The organism is Candidatus Deianiraea vastatrix (assembly GCF_007993655.1).
GTDB lineage: Bacteria > Pseudomonadota > Alphaproteobacteria > Rickettsiales > Deianiraeaceae > Deianiraea > Deianiraea vastatrix.
This window is the reverse complement of record NZ_CP029077.1, coordinates 930,876-951,952: the sequence shown is the minus strand read 5'-3', so window position 1 is coordinate 951,952 and position 21,077 is coordinate 930,876. Positions and strand designations below refer to the sequence as shown.

Genomic DNA, 21,077 nt, shown 5'->3' with positions numbered 1-21,077 from the left:
CATGGAGATTAATTTTGATGCAAGGCAAAGGGAGTTATTGGAGGTTTTAAGTGGGTATAAAGCCAAGAGGAGATTTTGGCAAAGAGGCAGGAAGAGTGGGGTGTATATTTATGGGGGAGTTGGAAGGGGAAAGACGATGATAATGGATGTATTCTTCAAGGAGGCAAGGTACAGGAATAAAATGCGTATGCATTTAATAGAGTTAATGCAGGAGGTATCGAGGTTTATTAACGAGGGCAAGGAGTTAGGTTATGCTGACCCTATGATGTATGTATTTAAGAGGTACAGGCATTTAGGGTTATTATGTATAGACGAGTTTGAGGTATTAGATGTTGTAAGCAGCGTATTAATTAGGCGGTTATTGATATTTTTAGGAAAGAGGGGGTGTATATTAGTAATTACATCCAACACATATACGAGTGATTTATATGCAAATGGATTACAAAGGGAGAGATTTTTGGAGTTAATTGAGTATTTCAATAGGCAGATGGAGGTATTTTATTTAGACAGTGGGTGTGATTACAGGGGGTTAATGGATGGAAGTGAGAGGAATTTTATTATTTCAAAAGACAAGCAGGAGGGTTTTATAAGGCAGATATTATGGGGAAATGGGCTAGTTGAGTATGAGGAGATTGATTTTAGTTTCAAGAGGGTAGGTATTGAGCATTGCAATGGGATGGCGTTGATTGATTTTGAGGAGTTTTGCAAAAAGCCTTATGGTGCAAGGGATTACGCTATATTATGTGGAAGATTTGAGAGGTTTGTGATATACAATATTGAAATGCCAAGTGAGGATAGGAATGCGTTATTGCGGTTTATTTGTTTAATTGACATATTATACGACGGGGCAAGGGAGATAAAAACAGTTGCAGATTTTAACTACAGAGAGCATGGTGAGGATATTGCATCTAGCATGCCGATTTTACGCAGGGCTATATCGAGAGTGTTTAGTTAAATTAGGGGTTTTTTAGGGCTCTTTTTGGCACCACAAGGCCATGCCAGATTTATTTTATCTAGCATGGGGGTTGGTGTTAATATTGTTTCCGCAAGGTGTTGCCTGTTGGTTGCTTTTGTTGTTGCTGATATTGTGAAAGGAGCTGGCTTGCAGGAATAGTGTTTGGATTTGGTACTATATTCCCTATTTGCTGCTGGTTTAGCGGCCGATTATAAGACGACTGGTTTGGCATCTGCTGAGTATACGGCGACTGGCCTTGCTGCTGCTGTTGATTAGGTAACTTACCGCTATTGAGTGGTGGATGTATTATCTGTTTTACAGTTTCTGCACCTTGTTGGGTAGGGGTGTGAAAAATCGGCTGCCGATATTGCTGCTGCGACGGGTTTTGCTGCTGCTGCTGATTATAAGACGACTGGTTTAGCTGTTGCAAAGTTGGATTCATTTGTTGATGGAATTGCGACTTATTGAGATTGTCATACGTTGAAGTTTGAAGGCGTTGGGCATCCGCATTAAAGTTTACATGCTGCTGCTGCGACTGTTGCTGATAATATTGCGACTGCTGCATTTGGCTATTACTAAACTGTTGCTGCTGCGGCTGTTGCGGCACTGAACCCACATATTGTATGCTTTTTACATATTCTTTCTCTTGATTTACAAGCGTTGTCCTTTTCATTTCAACAGGCACAAGCGCTTTGTTTTTTAATTCATCGAGTTCGTTTTGAACTGTCATGAGTTTTGCTGTAAGTCTAGTAATTTCTTTGTTCTGTGTACTTATAATATCATATAGTTTATCTTTCTCCAGTTGTGCGTCTTTAACGAGATTATATTTGTCTTCAATATCTTTAGAATTATTTTTTAATGTCAGAAACTGTGTACTTAGTTTATTGTAATCTTGTTGCAATTGTGTGATTTTTTTGTCTTGTGTGGAATTATCTTGTTGGAGTTGTGTTTTTTGCTGTGTAATTTCATTTATTGCTTTTGTTAATTTCTCTATTTCTTTTTTTTGTATAGTGATTGTTTGTTTCAATTTGCTTATTTCATTGTCTTTTTCTATTTTGAGTTGTTGATTTTCTTCTTGTGATGTTATTATAGTGTCGTTCAGCATTTCATTTCGTTTTTTTAGGTCAAGCATTTTTGTGTTAAGTTCTTCAATTTGTTTTTGCAGGCGTGTGATTTGTTTATCTTTCGCTTCCCTATTTATGTTAAGATTATTATTATCTATGCTAAGCTTCTTGAATTCATCATTTACCTTATCAAGGTCTTGTTCATATTGTTGAATTTGCAGTTTATATTGTGTAATTTGTTGTTGATGTATAGTATCACTGTCTTTTATTTTCTTTTTAAGAGAAATAATTTCATTCTTCATTTGTATTATTTCTGCGGACTGGTCTTTAGTTTGTGACGTTTTTAATTGTTCTAATTGGTTTTTTAATATAAGTATATTTTGTTGTAATGTTTTTTGATCTTCTAATGCCGCTTGATAAGTAGCGTTAAGTGATGCTATATCTTTTTGTTGACCTTGATTTAATTGTCTGTGTCTATTCAATTCGCCTTCCGCTGTTTTTAATTGCTCTGTCACGAGTTTTAAATTAGATTGCTCTTTTTCTAATTTTGTGTCCATAATTTTCTGTATTTGTAATTTTTCATTATTCAATAGTTCGTTTGTCAGCGTTAGTTCTTTTATGTCCATCTCTAGTTTGGCAATCTGTGCAATGTATTGTGCATCATTATTTTGTTGTATTGGGTTTTTGGCTTTTTGTAGTTGACTTTTTAAGCCGTTTATTTCTATTTGTAATCTCTGTTTTTCATGTTTTATATCATTGAACTGTGCTTCGATGGCTTGTAGTCTTCGGATTTCAGTATTTTGGTTTTGCAATTGGTATTGTAAGTGATTTATCTCAAGATTCTTATTCTCCAGGTCTTTGTGTGTTACTTCGAGATGTTTCCTGTATTCATCAATTTCTTTTTGCAATTGTTGTATCTCGTTTTTCAACTTTCTCGTTTCTTCAGGGATTATATGATCTTTGTTGTCTGGACTATTTACTCTATTCATCTTGAGTAATTCTTCTTCCAATTGTTTTATTCTTTGATATCTAAGCTGAATTTCACTTTGCAATTGTAATATTTTAGTTTCTAATTGTGATATTTTAAACTTTAGGTTATTATTTTCATACTGTAGTGTTGTTATTTGATTTTCTTGCTGTTGTATTATCTGTGCTTGCTGCACATTTTGAGACTTTAGTCTTTGATTTTCAAGCTTTAGGTTGTTATTTTCATCCTGTAGTTTTCCGTATGATTCGTTTAGTTGTTTTATTTGCCCGTTTAGTTCTCCTATTTTCTGGTTTAACAAAGTGATTGAGGCTTGATCTTTAATATATGTTTGATTGCCACTCATTGCTTGATTGTGTTCCTTTGTGAGCGTTTCGATCCGTTGTTTTAATTGAGCATTTTCACTTTGCAATTTTTGTATTAAAGCATTTTGCTCTTGGATAAATTCCCTGGCTTTTTCATATGGTGATATATATTTTTTGGTTCGATTAGCAAGATCCTGCTGAGTAATTATTGTATTTATTACTGCTTCCATTTCTTTTTTTGCGTTTTTCTCGTCTTCTTCATTCTTCTTTAATTTCTCAATATCATTCTTTAGTGTTTCGATGGTTTTTAATGCTGCTTGATACGCTTTATTATTGGATAGACTGGTTTGAATGTTGTTTATCATTTTTGGTTTGATGGGGTTATTTATTATATTATCTTTCAGTTCTTGTGGTATTTCTTCATCACTAGGAATATCGGTATCATCGTTATTATTTTCCGTGTCTTGCGGGTTATATTCTGGTTGGATGATGGTGCTGGTGTCGAATGGTTTTTGATTCTGCTTGACTTTGTTTATTTTACTCTGTATTTTAGGCGGGATTCCACATTTGATCTTCGTGGGTTTACTCGAGGTTTTTTCTCTTCCGCTTTTGACGCTAGTAGTAATAACACTATTATTATCTTTCACTATCTCGGTTGTTTTGGATAATTGTTTAGAAAGTTGTTCCATTTTGTTTTTGTCATTATTTTTCCATGCTTGATAAACAGCATCAGGCGTAAACGAAGCAGATTGTTGTTTAGGAGGAGAATAGACAATACTCTTTGGGTTAATTGTTGCACGAGGATTCAGCATTTTTGTGGTGTTAAAGATATGTTGATGAATATCATGTTTTATTTGCTCATCAGTCAGTGCTTGGATATTATTTAGACTTTGTAATAGTTTGACATAAGATTTAATTTGGCTATGGACCTTATTGAGGTAATCGATATTGATCGTATCTATATAGCCTTGCTTTACAACACTCTTTGCGATTGCAATCTTTATTAACTTATCTTCGTTATCATCAAGCTCCTCATCTTCGTTATCATTACTTGAACTTACGGATTCCTTCGAATCTTCGTTATCATTACTTGAACTTACGGATTCCTTATCTTCGTTATCATTACTTGAACTTACGGATTCCTTCGAATCTTCGTTATAACTACACTGCTCATCTTCGTTATAATCAAACTGCTCATCTTTGTCATAATTAAACTCCTTATTTTGAATTGAGGATTTCTGCAACCCTTGGGTATTACTAGGATTGGGTAAGGATTGTAGAAAGGAAGGGTTTTTTTTCATAAATCTTACAAAGATAACAGTTTATTTTGCTACAATTAAGATAAAAGTCAATGATTTTTTTGATGAAGGGTAATTTTAATGAGTATTATCTTGTATGTTATGTGGACATGGATATGCATTTAGTGTTATGCAGTGGGGGATTTAGTTATTATATGTATTATATAGGTAGTTGTGAAATACAACTTAGAGGTGTATACTATTAATTGAGATTTAGAATGAAAAAAGCCCAACCAAATTGGCTGGGCTTAGGAATAAAAGATTAAACAAAATTAGTTTTGTTGTCTTTCAGCGTTTTCGATAGCATCGCTAACGTATTGAGAAACTTGGTTTGCAGTTTCTTGAGCTTCAATAGCGCACATTTGAGCAGCTTGAGCAGCGATTTGAGCAGCTTGAGCAGCGTTTTGAGCTATTTGAGCAGCGTTAGCAGCTCTTTGAGCAGCTTGAGAAGCTTGAGCGCTTGGAGCTTGAGCTTCAAATGCTTGAGAGCCTTGAGCAGCTTGAGCAGCAGCTTGAGCTTGTTTAGCAGAAGCGTCTGACATTTGTTGAGCAGCTTGAGCAAAAGCTTGAGCAGAAGTTGCTTGAGCAGTTGCAGCGTTCGCGATTTGTTGAGCAGACTCTAAAGCGTATTGCAATTGTTGAGCAGCTTGTTGAGCGATTGGCTGAGCAGCGTGAACAGCAAAAAGAGCAAGGTCTTTAATCAAGTTAGCTTGTTGAGCGCTTTGATTTGATGACTTACGAGCTTCTTGTTGAGCAGCTTGAGCAGCAGCTTGAGCAAGGGAAGCACATTGTTGAGAAGATGAAGCGCAAGCTTCAGATCCGTTTGCGAATTGGTAAACAGATTGTGAAGCGATTTCAGCAAAAGCGTTTTGTTCTTTAGCAAAAGCTTGTTGCTGTTGGTTTTGAGCGTAAGCTTGTTGCTGTTGAGCGTAAGCAGCTTCTTCCCATTGGTTTTGTTGTGCTGCAGATTTTTTAGCGGCAGCAGATTGTGATCTAGTAGACATTGTAAAAAAAAACAAATAAGTTTTAACTTCAAGTATGGTATTGATATATAATTAAAAGTCAAGTTTTTTTTAAAAAATATTAATTTTATTATGATGGATATTAAGTTTTATTGTGAGGATATGTGGAAATGATTGATTTTATGGGCAAGATTGTGAATTATGTTATTCACAGATTACATCTTGTTGAGGCTGGGTTGGTTGTTGTGTAGTTGATTGTTGTTGTGTATTTGGACTTTCATCATCATCGCAGCAGTCGCAGCAGTCTGTTCTACAGCAGTTAGTGATTTTTTCTTTATAGATGTAGTATTTTTTAATTATGACATCTTTTTGGACTTTTTTAATTATTTTTGTAGATTTTTGATGTTTAATTATTTCTTTAGGTTGTTGTGGTATTGTGATTGGTTTTTTAGGTTTAGGTTGGGTTATTTTCTTCTTCTTTTTTTTAGGGATTATAAGGCATTTTGGGCAGGAGTTTTTAGTAATCCAGCGAGGTTCTTGTTTGCAGGGGATAGGGGTTATATTATTTGGGATATTATTGGATGCAGATGTATTATTGTCGATATATTCGTCTTTATATATATTAGTAGTTGATTGTTTAGAGATAATTGGGCCGACGACATTAATTGATGTTTGTGTTTGGCAGTCTGCGCCATCGGGGAGGGTAAAAGTTGATGTAGTTTGATATTTTTTATCGCCTTGGTATTTATAGTATAGGAGTTCTTCATCGCCATATTCATTGCGCATTCTATCGATTTCATCATTTTTAGCAAGATCTGGTTGTGCGATTGAGATTTGTATGAGTGTAAGGTATATGATAAAGATAGCTTTAATCACGGAAAATTAAGACTTTAGTTTTTTGTAACAGTATTTTTCTTATTTACAATTATTTTTTTCTTTTTATTTTAGAGGTTGATATAGGATAGGCAGAAAATATGAATTGGTGCTCGTATAGAGAGAAATTATTATCTGAAAGATACAGTTTATCGACGAGTTTAAGGATAATGATATTTTTTATATTTATACCATTTGCGATTAAGGTGGGTTTTATGATGAGCAGTGGGTTTGTAGGTGGGGTATTTATATTGAATTTTTTAATACCGACATTGCTGTTATTTACGAACATTCGTGACAGAAGTTATGTAGTTTCGGAGCGTTTAAGAAGGACATATGAGTTAGAGGACAAGGTGAGGATTGTAAGTAGTAATGGTAGGTATAATTTACCGAAGTTCACGATATTATTACCGATGTATATGGAGAATTTAGAGACTGTGAAGAATTTACACAGTCATATTATGGCACTTGAATATCCAAGGGAAAAGATGGAGGTATTTGTAGTAGTTGAGAGGGGGGACGATATGACGATTAAGAATGCGTTAGAGGTTGGTTTTGAGAGATCGAACATTATTGTAAACATGAGTGTAAATACAAAGACAAAGGGGTATGCGATGAATTATGCTATGGATTATGTTAGTGGTGATTATATTGTAGTATATGATGCTGAGGACATACCACATTACAATCAGTTATTACTTGCTGCATATTATTTTTTAAGGAGAGAGGGTGCATGTGTATTGCAGTTTAAGTTAAGGTATTATAACAGGATAAATTGGATAGCAAACAACATTTTTGCGGAGTATGAGTTTATATTTTCGTTTCGAAACAGGGCATTGAGTTATTTATACAGTGTATTACCACTTGGGGGGACGAGCAATTTTTACCCTATTGAGGTATTAAGGATGGTTGGTGGATGGAATGGGAGGAATGTTACGGAGGATGCGGAGATGTCGAACATTTTAACAAAGTTTAGGATACCGATTATACAGGTTGATGGATGTATGACGCTAGAGGAGTGTGTTACAAGGTCTATGGCGTGGATAAGGCAGAGGTCTAGGTGGCACAAGGGATATTTTCAGACATTTTATTGTGCGATTTTAAACATTCCGGGTGATGTTATAAAGCATGGGATTAGGGTATTATTTAATTATAGTTATTGGATATTTATATTTTTTATTGGAATGTCGATATTATCGAACATAATTGTTATTTCGTATTCATGTTCGATGCTATATAAGGTTATTTTATATTCGATTACAGAGGAGAGTTTATATCTTATATATAAGAAGGTGAATGCAAATGGAGGTATATGGATATGTGGGAGTGGGATTGTGTTATATTTATTGCAGTATTGCATTTTATGCAGGAGGATTGGTGTACTTAGACATTACAATTTATTATGGATATCGTTTCATGGGATATTAAGTGGATTAATGCATGCTGGTGCGTATGGAAAGGCGGTATATGAGATAGTATTTAAGCCGCATTATTGGGACAAAACGTATCACAGTGGGGATTATGTTGAGAGGAAGAGGAGGTAGGATTATTCTTCGGAAAGAGTATTAAGGGAGTTTGAGGATATTGTATTGTGGGTTTTATAGTGGAAGATTGCAAGGCCGAGGATTACGGAGATTTCAGCTGCAGTGACGCAAAGGGTGAAGATTAAAAGTGTTTGTCCTTGGAGGTTAGCGACATATTTTGAGATTGAGACAAGCATTAGATTTACGGCAAGAAACATTATTTCAAGGGAGATTATGTATGATATTATTGACGAGCGATTTGATATGAGGCCAAAAAGGCCTATGATCATTAGGGCTGAGGAGAATGAAAGATAATGAGCAAGGCCGATTGAGTGGAAAAACATATATTAAGCAGACATTATTTTTTAAGAGGTATCCAGACTGTACAGGCATCTGAAGGGTTAGCTGATTTACTACCGGAGAATTTAGTATTTGTAAAGCTTGCTTTTGTTGTCATTTGAGACCAGTCTATTACGGTTTGGTTATAGCTTTGTTCTGGCACCACTGCACCTGTGCAGTTGCATTTATAGGCACCTGAGGCATTGTATGTACAGCCTGATGCTGGTGTGCAAGTGCAGGTTGAAGCGCCGGAGGAGTTATATGAGCAGGAGTATGGGTTAGAGCATGAGCAAGTGTAGCTACTTTCTGCTGATGTTGGTTTCCATGTGCAACCTGATGGGTTAGTTGCTGCTATTGATGGGTTGCAATTACATTTTTGGTTAGTGTTTGCAGAGCTATAAGTACAGCTTCCACCTGATATATAATTTTTTGCTTCGTCGCAATAGCAAGTTGCAGATCCTGATGTACTATATATATATGTTGTTGTTGGGTCGCAACCACTACATGTATAGCCTACATTACTTATGGATGTTGAGCTGCTATAGCAAGTTGCGCCATTTGCAAGTTTAAAATTATATGACAATGATAAAGTTGATTTGGCGCCAGATGAATTTAGTATATCTCCATTTGATGCTACTTTGGAAAATACAGCCTGAACATATATTCCATATATGCTATTTTCTAGCCTTACTGTGTCTGGCAGACTTGATGCTGACCATGTTGCGTATCCATGTGTTCCAGTACAACTTCCAGTGTTAGTCCAACCACACGTTGTCACAACTGCAGTGCAAGATGATGGGTATTTATTACTAGTGCTGCAAGTAGTTTGAGCTTTACTTCCTGTTGTGTTACCGCCAGTGCAATTTGAATAACTTGATGTATAAGGGCAATTATTGCAGTAGTAACCACCGGATGAGTTGTATGTGCATCCATATGGAGCAACATATGAAGTTGCAGCAACTGAACAGACACAATTATTTGGTGGTGTTGATGAAGACCAGCTACAGTTATATGGAACGGTTCCGCCTGAGCAGCCGCATTTATAAGCGCCGTTCTTTTGCCAAGAGCAGGATGATGGGCCGGTTGTGCAAGAGCAAGGCATTGTGCCTGATTGGCTTTCAACACAGCCAGTTGGATTTCCTTGTGGCTGGGTGATAACTTTATCGAGTTTAGTTGGGTAGTTTCCGCAGCCGGCGTTACTTGAGCCACCTGGTTCGAATATGAGCTGACTTTTATCGCCGTGAGGTTTACCGTCGGATATTTTAGTTGATATTTGTTGTGCAAAGGATGCTGATATTGCGCCTATTGGGCGGCCGTTTACTTGGTCTGTATTAAAGAGTATATCCGTTCCTGTGATTGAGGAGTTAGTTATGTTACCTGCAAGGAAAAGGAATGGTTGATTGGAAAATTCTGTTGACCATCTATTGTATGTTGCATTTTGCATTATTGGGGCGGTGTATTTAGTTAGGGTTCCATCGCTTGAGTAGTTAGTTGTTGCATCTTTTGAGACATAGAACATCCAAGATGCGTTAGTTGCTATTTTTGAGCGTGGAAGGAAGCCTGAGAGGGCTTGGGTTGTCATGACGGGGGTTATGGTTGAGTTAGCGCTTGGAACTTTTGATGGTTCAAGGATGCCGGACATAGCCATAGATGCCCATGCTAATGCTTGTTTATCGCTATTTAGATTTGAGACATTACCATCGCCGTATGATTGGTTAGTATTAGATGGGATATTTGATGCAAGGGGTTTTAGGCTACCGACGAGGTTTGCTTTTGGAAGGTCACCTGGCCAAGAGTGATATGCGATTTTAAATTTCCATATTGCTTCGGAGTATTCTGAGACTTCTTTATTAAAGGTTGTTATTTTCCAGAGATTCATCATTACTGAGACACTGCTTGCAACGATTGCAAATAGGCCTAGTATTATTGCAAGATAAAGGGCTATCATTACTGTTGAAGAGGCTTTTTTACGGTTTTTAATATACATATTATATGTAGGTATGATGTATTTGCTAGAGGATAAAAAATAATAATCAACAAAATTTTTAGAGTGAATTTAAGGCAGTGAAAATAAAAAGCTTGATTTTTATTATTGTTATGTTATTATTAGTATGTGTTTAACTTATTTGATATGATATCGAGCATTGCAACTGGTCAAAAGAGAGAGATGATCGAAATGGGCGGGGTGGAGTTTTTACCTGAGAAGAAGCAGGAATTTGAAAAATTTTTGACATACAAGAGAAGGATGTCGAGGATGGCGTCTATACAGGTTGTGTATATGATGGACATGCACATGCATGCTGTTACGGAAAAGAAGGAGGAGCAGAATATTTTATTTGATGGTGGGGGTTTAGATAGGGAGATAAAGCCTGAGATATTTTGCAGAAGCGTGATTTATATATACAAGAATTTACTACTTAGCAAGAAGTCTTATGGTGACACGCCAAAGAACAAGAAGATTGACGAGAGATTTTTATTTGATTTATCGGCGTTTATATATGGGAATTTAGAGAAGATTGATGGGCATATATCGAAGAATTTATCTGAGAAATGGAATGTAAAGAAGATTGATTTTTTAGTGAGGTCTGTACTTAGAGTTGCAATTGGAGAGAGGTTATTATTTGGCAAGCTTGACACGGCGATTTTAACGAGTGAGTACACGAATTTATCGAGTTATTTTTTCACTGGAAAGGAGATAGGGTTTATCAATGGGGTATTACATTCTTTTTGCAAGAGTTGTAATATTGATTAGTTAGCATCGAGGATATTGATGTTATGGCATGATATTTTAGGGTTTATCTAGGGTATTTATTTAGCAAGGATTTGTATTGCATGTAAATTAGTAGAGTGTAGCATCAGAATATTATTGATGTGATGATATAGTTTGCAGCAAGGACTATTATTGCGGAGGTTACAACGGAGTTAATTACGCTTTTACCAACGCCTTCTGCGCCGTTTGACGCAAAGTATCCATTAAAGCAGGAGATTATTGTTATCATTAGGCCAAAGACGAGGGCTTTTATGAGTCCGGATATTACATCCCAATTTGTGAGAAATGATGTTGTATTTTTGATGTATATTGCGGGGGAGAAGTTAAGATAGTGAACAGAGGTTAAAAAGCCGCCGTATATACCGATTATATCTGCGACAAGGGTGAGTATTGGAAGGCATATAAGGCCTGCGAGAACTTTAGGGAATATGATGTATTGTATTGGATTTACAGAAAGGGTTTTCATGGCATTTATTTGTTCTGTGACGGACATTGTACCGATTTTAGCGGAGATTGAAGAGCCAACGCGTGCTGCAAACATAAGGCCGCCGAGAACTGGTGCAAGTTCACGGGTAATTGAAAGTGCAACGACGATTGGTATTGAGCTTTCTGCGTTAAAGCGGGAAAATCCGCTATAGCTTTGAAGTGCAAGAACGCCGCCGGTGAATATTGCGGTAAGGCCTATTACTGGAAGGGTTAGATAGCCGATATGGAAGCATTCTATTGCAAATATTTTAGCAAAGAATGGGCGTTTTAGACCGTATTTGAAGATATTAAAGGCAAATATTGAAAAGAAGCCGAGTTTTTGGGCAAGGGATATAGTTTTTTGACCTATTTGAGATAGAAAGTTCATAGGAAAAGCATGTTGCATGATGAGGATAGGGTGGATTTTATAAATATCAACAAAATTATTGACAATAATGTGTTTATGTGTATTTTAGGTATTATTTTTTTATTTTATGGACAATTTGAAAGACGAAAGTGGATATGATGGGGATAGAGAGATGAGAAAGAGTATTGATGGTAATTATAAGTTTCACAAGACATCTTGGGAGGTGCATGGAGAAAAGATTAATGTAAAGGACAGACTAATAAGTGGTTATATGACAAATTACAGATTTTCAAGTATAAGAAAGAGGATGGTGGTAGATAAGAGAGAAATTCAGGGTGAAGCAAGAGGGGTAAATAATGGAGGCATTAGTGGAAGTTTATCAAATGGAGATGATAAGTTTAGAAAGGTGAAGCAGGGAATGAATGGGCAAAAGGATGAGAAAGGTATGGTATCAAATATTTGTAAGTGGGATGATAAATCTAAGATTAGGGAAAATAGTATGATAAGGAAGATTAATTGTGAGTCTATGAGATTAGAAGGATTGATTAATGAGCAAAAGAGAAAGAGCGATATGTATAGATAGAAAAGTTTTATTGGATGCAGGGATATTGTAATGAAATTTTTAGTTTCTTTAGTGGTAAATAGGTAGTTTAAAACAAAATCTTGACTTTTGATTTTTAAATAGCGATAGTCTTTAAAATGGATTATCGCTATGATTGAAGAAAGAATTAGAAATGTAATTGAGTCTTTTATTAGAGTGAATTATGCTGGAGAGTTTGGTGCAAAGCAGATTTACAAAAATCAGATTAAGGCATTAAAAAGTGGGCTTGAGGCTGGGGTAATTAAGGATATGTTATCGCAGGAGCTTGAGCATCTTGAATATTTTAGAGATTTAGCAAAGCGGTTTGGAGTGCGGCCGACTGTGATGCACCCTATATGGCGTATTTCTGCGTCTACCATTGGTTTTATTACTGGAAAGATGGGTATGTCTGCTGTTATGGCGGCAACATCTGGGGTTGAAAATGTTATATGCAGGCATTATAAAGAGCAGATAGTTGAGCTTGAAAGTATACTGTTAAGCATAGGATGCGGGCATAAGGACTACGAGTTTTTATTTGATTTCAAGGAGAGGATAAAGCAGATTATGGCTGAAGAAAGACAGCATGAGGAGGCAGGCTATGAGTATAACAAGCATGAGTCTATTGCAAGCAAGGTTATTTTCAAAGCAACTGGTTTGTGTTCAAGGCTTGCGATATTTATTAGCAAAAAGATATAGAAAGGAAAATAAGTAAAAAAATAGTTGACATTAACTAATAGTTGTGGTATAATGCTGAAATTATTTTTTATTTATGCAAGAGATACAAATGAATGGATTGAAATATGAAATTTTTAACAACCTTCAAGAAGTTGAGGAAAATAAGAAGTTATATGCATGGATGTTGGCAAAGTTTGCGAAGGATGAAAGACTTATAAAATCCATCGAATATGATTATAAAACATATTATTTAGCAAATGGGGCTATTTTTTGCGGTTGTAATCCAAGCTTAAATACAGAATTTAATAAATATGGAAAAATTTTATTTCCAGATGGTGGCTGTTATATTGGAGAGATTAAAAATGGCAAAATGGAGGGGAATGGTGAGTATAAATGGCCAAATGGCGAAAGTTACAAGGGTAATTTTAAAAATGGCAAAATGGACGAGTATGGTGAGTATGAATTTCCAAATGGGGAAATTTACAAAGGATCTTGGCAAGATGGTGAAAAGAACTATGGTGAGTATGAATTTCCAAATGGGGACGTTTATTGGGGTCAATTTAAAGGTAATGCAATGGATGGCTATGGTGAGTATAAATGGGAAAATGGCGCAGTTTACAAAGGGTATTGGAAAGATGATAAGAAGGAAGGCTATGGTGAGTATAAATGGGAAAATGGCGCAGTTTACAAAGGGTATTGGAAAGATGATAAGAAGGAAGGCCGTGGTATATACACTGAGATCAATGGTCAGCAACTTGGTGTTTTGTGTATTGATGATATTTTTGTAGAAGAAAAATTGATTCAACAGGTGCCAGTTGAGACAGGCAATGGCGGGTTTTTTGGTTGGTGTAAAAATACATGGTCAGGCATTAAAAATGTATGCTCAAAAATTGGAGATTTCTTTTCTTGTTGCTCTGATAATACTTCGCAATACGAAGTTATTCATGAAAATGTACCAGCGGCAGGATTTGGAGATCATGATGGTAACTCTGAGTGTGCGAAGGTGCTCGGTAATTTAAAAAGTCAATATCAAGGGACATATCAGAATAATCAAGGGCAATGTGTGACAAAGGAAGTTCCTCAACAAAATCAATATCAAGTGACATATAAGAATAATCAAGGGCAATGTGTGAAAACCGAAATTCCTGATGAGCTGGATGAATGTAGTGCAGCATATCCTAAGATTGATTATAATCAACAAGTGGAAGAAGGAAACAGTCTAAAGAGCCTTGTTGCGGCATTGAAAAAAGTGGAAGAAGGAAGAGCAGTCTAGGCAGCCTTGTTGAGGAATTGAACAAGGTAGGCAATGGTCAATTTACGAGTCAAGTAATAGAGGAGCAAAAAAGAAATATTGCAAGGCATTATCCAACAAGGTATAATTATTGACAGAGGTGATTACATATATCTGACTAGGGCTTCTGGTTGAGGCGTTTTATGCTTTATTTAGGGTGTAAAATGATTTTACGAGTCGTTAAGCAATAGGGGCGGCTGCCAATATGGTGAATTATGGAGAGTATAGGAGATATTGATTAAAAGAGGTTTATTCAGGATATATCTGACTAGGGCTTCTGGTTGAGGCGTTTATTCTCATCTGAGGCGGGATTATTTTACAGATGCGTTGGATATTTTGGTATTGGAGGTTGTGATTTATTGATGTTTAGTCATCATCTGGCACAGGGGCATCAAGGTTTAGGAGGTATTCTGCTTCTTCGTAGTTTTCGTGTATTTTTTCGTCTATATCGCGTCTATTTTGTTCTTCTATGCAGAAGTTTGTCATTGGGCGTGCGATGAGGCGTTTTATACCTATTTCATTACCTGTGACGCTGCAATAGCCGTAGTCGCCGTTATCTATTCTAAGGAGGGCTTCATCGATTTTTTTAATGAGTTTTGACTGCCTATCGCCAAGACGAAGATTTATACCGCGTTGTATTTCATTAGCTGTTATATCGCCTTCATCACCTGATGCAAAGTCTGGGTTTGCAACGCTTTCTATTTTTGGCTTTATAGTTTCAAGAAGTTCATTTTTTTGAGTTTCAAGAAGGTTTTTAAAGTATTTAAGTTGTTTTGAGTTCATGTAAGACCCTGTGTCAAGAAGCGGATCGTAGTCTTGATCGATGGTATCTGGCATATTTTCAGAAAACTATGTTATTTTAAGCTTTAGGGTTAGGGGCTTTTTTTTCGTTAAAGATTGTATGTTTTCTAAGAACTGGGTCATACTTCTTAATTTGAAGTTTTGATGCACCTGGTTTTTTAAAAAGGGTGTATGAGTAGTGAGATTCTGAGCTTTTAAGAAGGACGCATTGTTTTCCTTTTTTAGATTTTGCCATAACTTATAAAGATTTTGAGATTTGTAACAGCAGTAATTTAATTGTCAAGTTTTTATTGCATTTTATTTATTATTTTTGTAGAAGGAAAGAAAAAAGTTTATGTTATATGAAGTATTAATAGGATTTTTTATTGTTATTACAGGGATTGATTTCTTGTATCCAAAGAGGTATTATAGAAATTTATTGTTATATTTTATATGTTTAATATGTTTTAGTGGATTGCTTTTTAAAGCAAGTGGGGCGGAAGAGGTTATACATTTTGGGAGTGTATATTTAGTTGAGATGATGTTAAGCATTGACAATGTATTTGCATTTATTGTTATAGTATCGGCGTTTAGGTTAGATAGAAGGGGGGAGATGATTGTGGTGAATGCTGGGGTAATTATTGCGATATTAATGAGGGTTATTTTTATCAGCATTGGTGTAAAGATATATGATATATGGTATATTGAGAGGTTAATGGGGTTATTTTTAGTAATTACTGGGGTGAAGATGGTATTAATGAGAGGAAAGGAAGGGCAGTCATGGTTAATGGCAAGGATAAAGGATAAGGGTAGGGATTATGGGTTAATTATTGCGATTATATGTGTTGGGATTATGGATGTAGTATTTGCGATTGATTCTGTACCGGTTGCGTTATCACTTACAAGAAATGAGGATGCGATAATATTTGCAAATGTATTTTCTATAATGGGTATCAGGGGTTTATTTTTTATTATGAAGGAGGCTGGGCAGAGATTTAATTTTTTAGAAAATGGGATATGTTATGTACTAGTATTTATAGGATGCAAGATGTTATTGAGTATTCATATTGGGATTTTATTAAGTGTTAGTATTATTATTGGGATATTTTTATGCAGCATGGGTGTAGAGAGGTATAGATTAGTAAAATCTTAATCCGATTTCGGTTGTATTTATTGTTGTTTCTTTAGCATAGATTTGTCTATCGTATAGCATTCTATCTGTGTCAACAGCATTTAAAACATCTGTTTTTTCATTAAAGGCATTAAATGGGGAGATGATTGATGTGCGATTACCGACGAAGAGGGTTGTATTATCGGAAATGTCGTAGTTAATATGGAAGTAGGTTGATTTTATTGATATTTGGTCTTTTGATGCACTACTACCGCCTGAGCCAAGGAAGGTAATGGAGCCGATTGAAGATCCTTTTCCATAGGATGGATAGAGTTTAAATTTATATCTAAAGAGATCAAAGTGAGCGGAGAAGCCTGCTTGATACATGATGAAATTACCGTATTCATCTGATGGTTTAGATATTGCTACTTGGTTTTTAAAGTTAGATATTTGACCTGAGCCTTTAGAGTAGACGGATGATAGTTCAAGGCGAATTGCACTAGCGAGGATGGTGCGAAGTTCAAGACCACCTGCAACTGAAAGTGAGGTAATTTTTGTGTAGTCTTTATCGAGGCTAAAGTTTGTTTTCATGTTGCCATTTGGGGTGATTAATCCTGTATTAGTATTAATGATGGCAGGTTGCTCTGATGATGTAAAAGATGTAGAGCCTGTTGATTTATATGCAAAGGAGAAGGCGCCATAGAATCTATAGTTAGGGCGGATATCCATTAATTGCATTTGTTTTGCAACTGGTATTGGTGCTTTTGCGGCTTGTGTTGGTGCTTTTGATTCTGGTTTAACGATTTGCGGTGTTTCTTTAGTTGTATTTGCTATCAATCTTTGGCGAGAGAGCATCATGAAGTAAGGATTAATTTGTTCATCTGATTCAGTTGGAACGGGGATGAAGCGGTATTGTATTTTACCTGCTTGTTGTGGTTCTGGTTGGAGTATTAGGGGTTTTTGATGGCAGGTTGATTGTTTACAGCTTTTTTTACCTTTTGGGCATGGGCATTTAATGATATCGGAGAGATTACCATTTTCAAATTTTTTTAGGTCAAAGTCTTGTGTTTTTATGAATTCATCGCCTTGTTTACCTTGTTGAAAGTTTTGTACTGTATTTGGTTTTGATGGTTCATCATTTGAGTCAAAATAATCTGATGGGAATGTTGGTTTATTTTCGGTTGCAAATGAAGGATTTGACAGCGCGAGTATTATCAATGTACAATAGAGTAATTTGTTCATAGATCAATCAATTGAGGTGATGGTAGCATTAAGGTTATTATTTTCAAGAGTTTTTACAATAATATTTTCAAGAATATTTCTAGATGAGGGAAAAGGCTTATTGTATTTAGAGAATATGCGACTTAGAAGGTTGATATTGGATGTATTTTCTTGTTTAATTTGAGAGATTGTATGATAGCCGGTTGTAACGAGGAAGGCAAGTTCCAGTTTGATGTATTCAAAGCATATATCGTTTTGGTTATGCTGTATTGCTATTGAAAGGAAGTCAAGAAGGTGGGTATAAAGGTGTTTATATGTGTGGTTTTCATCGATTAGGGAGTTTAGGATTTCGATTATTGAAAGGGTTGAAAGGGTTGCTATTTTTGAGTGAAGTATTAGGCTTGAGTAGGATTTTATATTTTGGATTTTAAGAAGGCCAAGGGAGTTTTCACGGCCTTGCCAAGCAAAGTCAACAAGGTTTGATATTTGGCATATTTGGGAGTTTTTACGAGAGAGTGCGGATTTACAAAATCCACGAATTATTTGGCCGTCGCTTGAAAGAAGTTTTACAAAAGCGTCGTTTTCATTTAGTTTTTTGCAGTGTATTATTATAGCTTTACCATTCAAAGTTGTAAAATATGTTATTTTTATTTGACTTTCATATTTTAATATTGCAAGAAGTTTTTTTAGAATTTGTTATTATTTATGAAAACGGATATTTGTATTATTGGTGCGGGGCCAGTTGGGATTTTCAGTGCATTTCAGGCGGGGATGCTTGGGATGAAGTGTGTAATTATTGATGCGTTATCGTTTGCTGGTGGGCAGTGTAGTGCGCTGTATCCTGAAAAGCCGATTTACGATATTCCATCGCACAAAAGCATTACAGGGCAGGGGTTAATTGATGGATTATTAAAGCAGGCTGAGGTTTTTTCGCCAAAGTTTATTTTAGATTCCAAGGCGACGGATTTAATTGAGGAAGATGGTGGTTTTAAAGTGAGGGTAGCTCACAAGGATGGGCTTGAGTCTAGTGTATGGGCAAAAGCTGTTATAATTGCTGGTGGTTCAGGGTTTTTTGGACCAAACAGACCTCCCCTTAGCGGCATTGAGAAATTTGAGGGCGACAGTATATTGTATTTTATAGACAAGATGTCAAGATTTGAGGGCAAGGATGTTGTAATTGCAGGGGGTGGAGATTCTGCTGTGGACTGGGCGATAAGTTTGGCAGCGATTGCAAAAAGTGTATCTATTGTGCACAGGCGTGGAGATTTTCGTGCAATGCCAGAGAGTGAAAAGCAGCTTTTAGAGCTTGGAAATAGTGGAAAGATTGGCATTTTTACACCATATCAATTAAGCGGGATTGTTGAAAATAATGGCGTTTTATCTGGGGTTGAGATTGAAGGCATTAACGATGAGGGAAAGAGAGTTATTAATGCTGACTATTTATTACCATTTTTTGGATTAAAGACGGATATTGGAGACATTGCAAAGTGGGATTTAGCAATTGAAAAGAAGGTTATTTCTGTTGATCCATCAAGGATGTCAACATCAAGAAAGGGTGTATATGCTGTTGGGGACATGTGTTCATACGCGGGTAAGTTAAAGCTTATTTTATGTGGATTTTCAGAGGCTGCAATTGCTGTTCACGCTGCATACGCGGATGTATTTCCAGACAAGCCATTGCATTTTGAGCATTCGACATCGAAGAAGATGTAGGCAGTATTTGCTGCATGATTTTAAATTGGCATATAGTGCAAACCAAGCGAGTTGTGTTTATTGCAGGCAGTATTTGAAATTAGCATTGGATTGCATTGATAGGTCAAGGGGCGATGCACATTTTAGCGTGCATCGTTTTGGGTTTTAGTTGTTTTAATCACGTCCGCCGCCGAAGTTACTTTTAGTGTAGTTGAGCGATGATTGATTAATTCGACTGCCACTGCCACTGCTTGGAAAATTTGAGATTAGTACTCGATTATTTACTTCATCAAGTTGGTTTGTTTTTTTAAGTTTCTCTAAATCATATTGCTTTCTGGTATATGCATTTCTTTTGTCTAAAGATTCTTGATATTCAGTGGTATCTTGAATGCGACCTTGATTTGCTTGGTTATATCTGAATGTATTTGTTATTGGGTTTACCTTGCCATCAACTATAGCATAAACCTTGTTAGTTTCTTTTGCTATTTCATCTTGCTGATCTTTTAGTGAGTTAAGAAGAGTTTTACAAGTTTTTCGTACAATAATTTCTTGTTTTTGATTGATTGTGCTTTGTTCATTTCTTGTGTTTTCCAATGCGTTATATACTTTAGTTTGATTAGCATTACCTTGTTCCTTTTTGTTAAATCTGAATGTTTGTTTTTGTGGAATGTTGACGATTGTATTATGCGATATACTATTTTGATGGGCTTGACTGTCATTTTGTTTGGCAATTTGCAAGAATGTTTGATTTTGTATTCTTTGCTGAGTTGTAGCAATGTGTGCTGCTTTTGTGACATCTTCTTTAATGTCAAGCATTTGCACGCGAGTTTCTATTGGCTGTCTTGATGAGAACTGCTCAAGAAGCTCATCTGATGATGTAGTTTTGAATATTTCTGCTTGGGTTTTTTCTCTTTTTAGGCGTGTTTCATTTCTGCCTGTATTATACGCAGTTGTATTTGTTGGAAGGTCTGCGTTGCTCTGTTGTATTTTTAATGTAATCATTTTAGCATTTTGTTGTCGTATGCTATTTTGTGCATCGACAATGCCTTGTTTTGCGTTCAATATATCAATTCTATTGATTGCATCGTTTATTTCGTCAATTTTGAGATTATAGTTGCGAATTGTAGAATTTATGTTTCCAATTTCATTCTTATCTTCTTGCGACGATAGTTGATTGCGTGGTTTTATTAACTGTGATAGTTTATCATTTATTTCTATTTTTTGTTGAAGTAATTGCGATTTTTGTTCATGAAGGTCTGGAAGCTTATCGATTTCTTGGATTGCGTGATCAATTTTATTAATTTCATTTTGTTTTTCATCAGGGCTATTATCGTATTTAGCATTTTCATAAATGTCTTGAATTAATTCCAATTTTGCATCCTCAAGTAATAAAATTGCCTCATCTTTTGTTAGTTCTTGTTTATTCACTTTTTCTTTTACTTCTTCTATTGTTACTTCTTGTTTTACTTCTTCTCCACCTTTTCTCTTTTCTTCTTCTTTTATTAACAAATTCATTGGTGTAATGATTTTTACAACAAGAGCATTTATTTTTTCAAGTTCTTTTACATCTTCTGTTTTAGAAGATTCCTCTTGCAGTCTGCGTAGCATTACTGAAAGTGTGAGAATATAAAAGTGAGTATTATATATGGCAGTTAGAGTTAGACCTTGTGTATCAGTTAGTTTCATTTTGTCAAATTCATTTTCCATTTTTTCAATATTATTTTGCTGAAGCTGAGTTGAGTTAATGAGCTTGCGTTTTGGTTGGAAGGCAGATGAAGATTTGAAGGCTCATAATGTTGTGGAAGGTCTGATGGTTTTCAT

Annotated in this window: 19 protein-coding genes; 8 read left to right on the top strand and 11 right to left on the bottom strand. The window is 35.8% G+C overall.

Translation table 11 applies throughout. From position 1 onward, the window contains the following. Position 1 precedes the first annotated feature (1 nt). A complete protein-coding gene (zapE, locus tag deia_RS04550; RefSeq protein ID WP_146821005.1) occupies positions 2-955 on the top strand; it encodes a cell division protein ZapE in 954 nt (317 codons plus the stop codon). 76 nt (positions 956-1,031) lie between these two features. Here zapE and deia_RS04545 read toward each other — a convergent pair whose 3' ends face one another. From deia_RS04545 to deia_RS04535, 3 genes are all read right to left on the bottom strand, one after another. Continuing rightward, complete coding sequence (locus deia_RS04545; protein WP_146821003.1) at positions 1,032-4,553, bottom strand: coiled-coil domain-containing protein; 3,522 nt, start codon at positions 4,551-4,553, stop codon at positions 1,032-1,034. A 326-nt stretch (positions 4,554-4,879) separates the two neighbouring features. Beyond that, entirely contained in the window at positions 4,880-5,611 is a 732-nt protein-coding gene (locus deia_RS04540) for a hypothetical protein (protein WP_146821001.1), read from the bottom strand. Between the two features lie 162 nt (positions 5,612-5,773). Continuing rightward, positions 5,774-6,445 carry a hypothetical protein gene (locus deia_RS04535; RefSeq protein WP_146820999.1) on the bottom strand — a complete coding sequence of 224 codons (672 nt, stop codon included), beginning with the start codon at positions 6,443-6,445 and terminating at the stop codon, positions 5,774-5,776. 98 nt (positions 6,446-6,543) lie between these two features. Between deia_RS04535 and deia_RS04530 the strand changes: the two genes are divergently transcribed. After that, on the top strand, positions 6,544-7,986 hold the full coding sequence (locus deia_RS04530; protein ID WP_146820997.1) for a glycosyltransferase family 2 protein: 1,443 nt from the start codon (positions 6,544-6,546) through the stop codon (positions 7,984-7,986). A 2-nt stretch (positions 7,987-7,988) separates the two neighbouring features. Here the strand turns inward: deia_RS04530 and nuoK are convergent, their stop codons facing one another. Next, positions 7,989-8,309 carry an NADH-quinone oxidoreductase subunit NuoK gene (nuoK, locus tag deia_RS04525; protein ID WP_146820995.1) on the bottom strand — a complete coding sequence of 107 codons (321 nt, stop codon included), beginning with the start codon at positions 8,307-8,309 and terminating at the stop codon, positions 7,989-7,991. A gap of 14 nt (positions 8,310-8,323) precedes the next feature. Continuing rightward, positions 8,324-10,291 (bottom strand): hypothetical protein, encoded by a 1,968-nt coding sequence (locus deia_RS04520; protein ID WP_146820993.1) that lies wholly within the window; start codon positions 10,289-10,291, stop codon positions 8,324-8,326. A 126-nt stretch (positions 10,292-10,417) separates the two neighbouring features. On the opposite strand from deia_RS04520, the gene deia_RS04515 reads away from it, so the two are divergent. Further along, positions 10,418-11,056, top strand: a complete 639-nt coding sequence (locus deia_RS04515; protein WP_222912623.1) for a transcription antitermination factor NusB — start codon at positions 10,418-10,420, stop codon at positions 11,054-11,056. Positions 11,057-11,159: 103 nt separating this feature from the next. On the opposite strand, the gene deia_RS04510 is transcribed toward deia_RS04515, so the two are convergent. Beyond that, positions 11,160-11,927, bottom strand: a complete 768-nt coding sequence (locus deia_RS04510; RefSeq protein ID WP_146820989.1) for an MlaE family ABC transporter permease — start codon at positions 11,925-11,927, stop codon at positions 11,160-11,162. A gap of 106 nt (positions 11,928-12,033) precedes the next feature. Here deia_RS04510 and deia_RS04505 point away from each other — a divergent pair, with 106 nt between their 5' ends. From deia_RS04505 to deia_RS04495, 3 genes are all read left to right on the top strand, one after another. Next, complete coding sequence (locus deia_RS04505; protein WP_146820987.1) at positions 12,034-12,489, top strand: hypothetical protein; 456 nt, start codon at positions 12,034-12,036, stop codon at positions 12,487-12,489. Between the two features lie 129 nt (positions 12,490-12,618). Further along, complete coding sequence (locus tag deia_RS04500; RefSeq protein WP_146820985.1) at positions 12,619-13,182, top strand: demethoxyubiquinone hydroxylase family protein; 564 nt, start codon at positions 12,619-12,621, stop codon at positions 13,180-13,182. Positions 13,183-13,255: 73 nt separating this feature from the next. Beyond that, positions 13,256-14,434, top strand: a complete 1,179-nt coding sequence (locus deia_RS04495; RefSeq protein WP_146820983.1) for an MORN repeat-containing protein — start codon at positions 13,256-13,258, stop codon at positions 14,432-14,434. 384 nt (positions 14,435-14,818) lie between these two features. On the opposite strand, the gene dksA is transcribed toward deia_RS04495, so the two are convergent. Beyond that, on the bottom strand, positions 14,819-15,289 hold the full coding sequence (dksA, locus tag deia_RS04490) for an RNA polymerase-binding protein DksA (RefSeq protein ID WP_146820981.1): 471 nt from the start codon (positions 15,287-15,289) through the stop codon (positions 14,819-14,821). Positions 15,290-15,311: 22 nt separating this feature from the next. Continuing rightward, positions 15,312-15,488, bottom strand: coding sequence for a 50S ribosomal protein L33 (rpmG, locus tag deia_RS04485; RefSeq protein ID WP_146820979.1), 177 nt, complete (start codon positions 15,486-15,488; stop codon positions 15,312-15,314). Between the two features lie 99 nt (positions 15,489-15,587). Here rpmG and deia_RS04480 point away from each other — a divergent pair, with 99 nt between their 5' ends. Next, the gene (locus deia_RS04480; protein WP_146820977.1) at positions 15,588-16,385 is read left to right on the top strand and encodes a TerC family protein; all 798 of its coding nucleotides are present in this window, start codon (positions 15,588-15,590) and stop codon (positions 16,383-16,385) included. Here deia_RS04480 and deia_RS04475 read toward each other — a convergent pair. Continuing rightward, positions 16,371-17,585, bottom strand: coding sequence for a hypothetical protein (locus tag deia_RS04475; RefSeq protein WP_146820975.1), 1,215 nt, complete (start codon positions 17,583-17,585; stop codon positions 16,371-16,373). The genes deia_RS04480 and deia_RS04475 overlap by 15 nt on opposite strands. Positions 17,586-17,588: 3 nt before the next feature. Then, a complete protein-coding gene (gene recO, locus deia_RS04470; protein ID WP_161982866.1) occupies positions 17,589-18,191 on the bottom strand; it encodes a DNA repair protein RecO in 603 nt (200 codons plus the stop codon). A 78-nt stretch (positions 18,192-18,269) separates the two neighbouring features. Here recO and deia_RS04465 point away from each other — a divergent pair, with 78 nt between their 5' ends. Next, the gene (locus tag deia_RS04465; RefSeq protein WP_146820971.1) at positions 18,270-19,277 is read left to right on the top strand and encodes an NAD(P)/FAD-dependent oxidoreductase; all 1,008 of its coding nucleotides are present in this window, start codon (positions 18,270-18,272) and stop codon (positions 19,275-19,277) included. A gap of 153 nt (positions 19,278-19,430) precedes the next feature. Here the strand turns inward: deia_RS04465 and deia_RS04460 are convergent, their stop codons facing one another. Beyond that, the gene (locus deia_RS04460) at positions 19,431-20,963 is read right to left on the bottom strand and encodes a hypothetical protein (RefSeq protein ID WP_153259913.1); all 1,533 of its coding nucleotides are present in this window, start codon (positions 20,961-20,963) and stop codon (positions 19,431-19,433) included. Positions 20,964-21,077 lie beyond the last annotated feature (114 nt).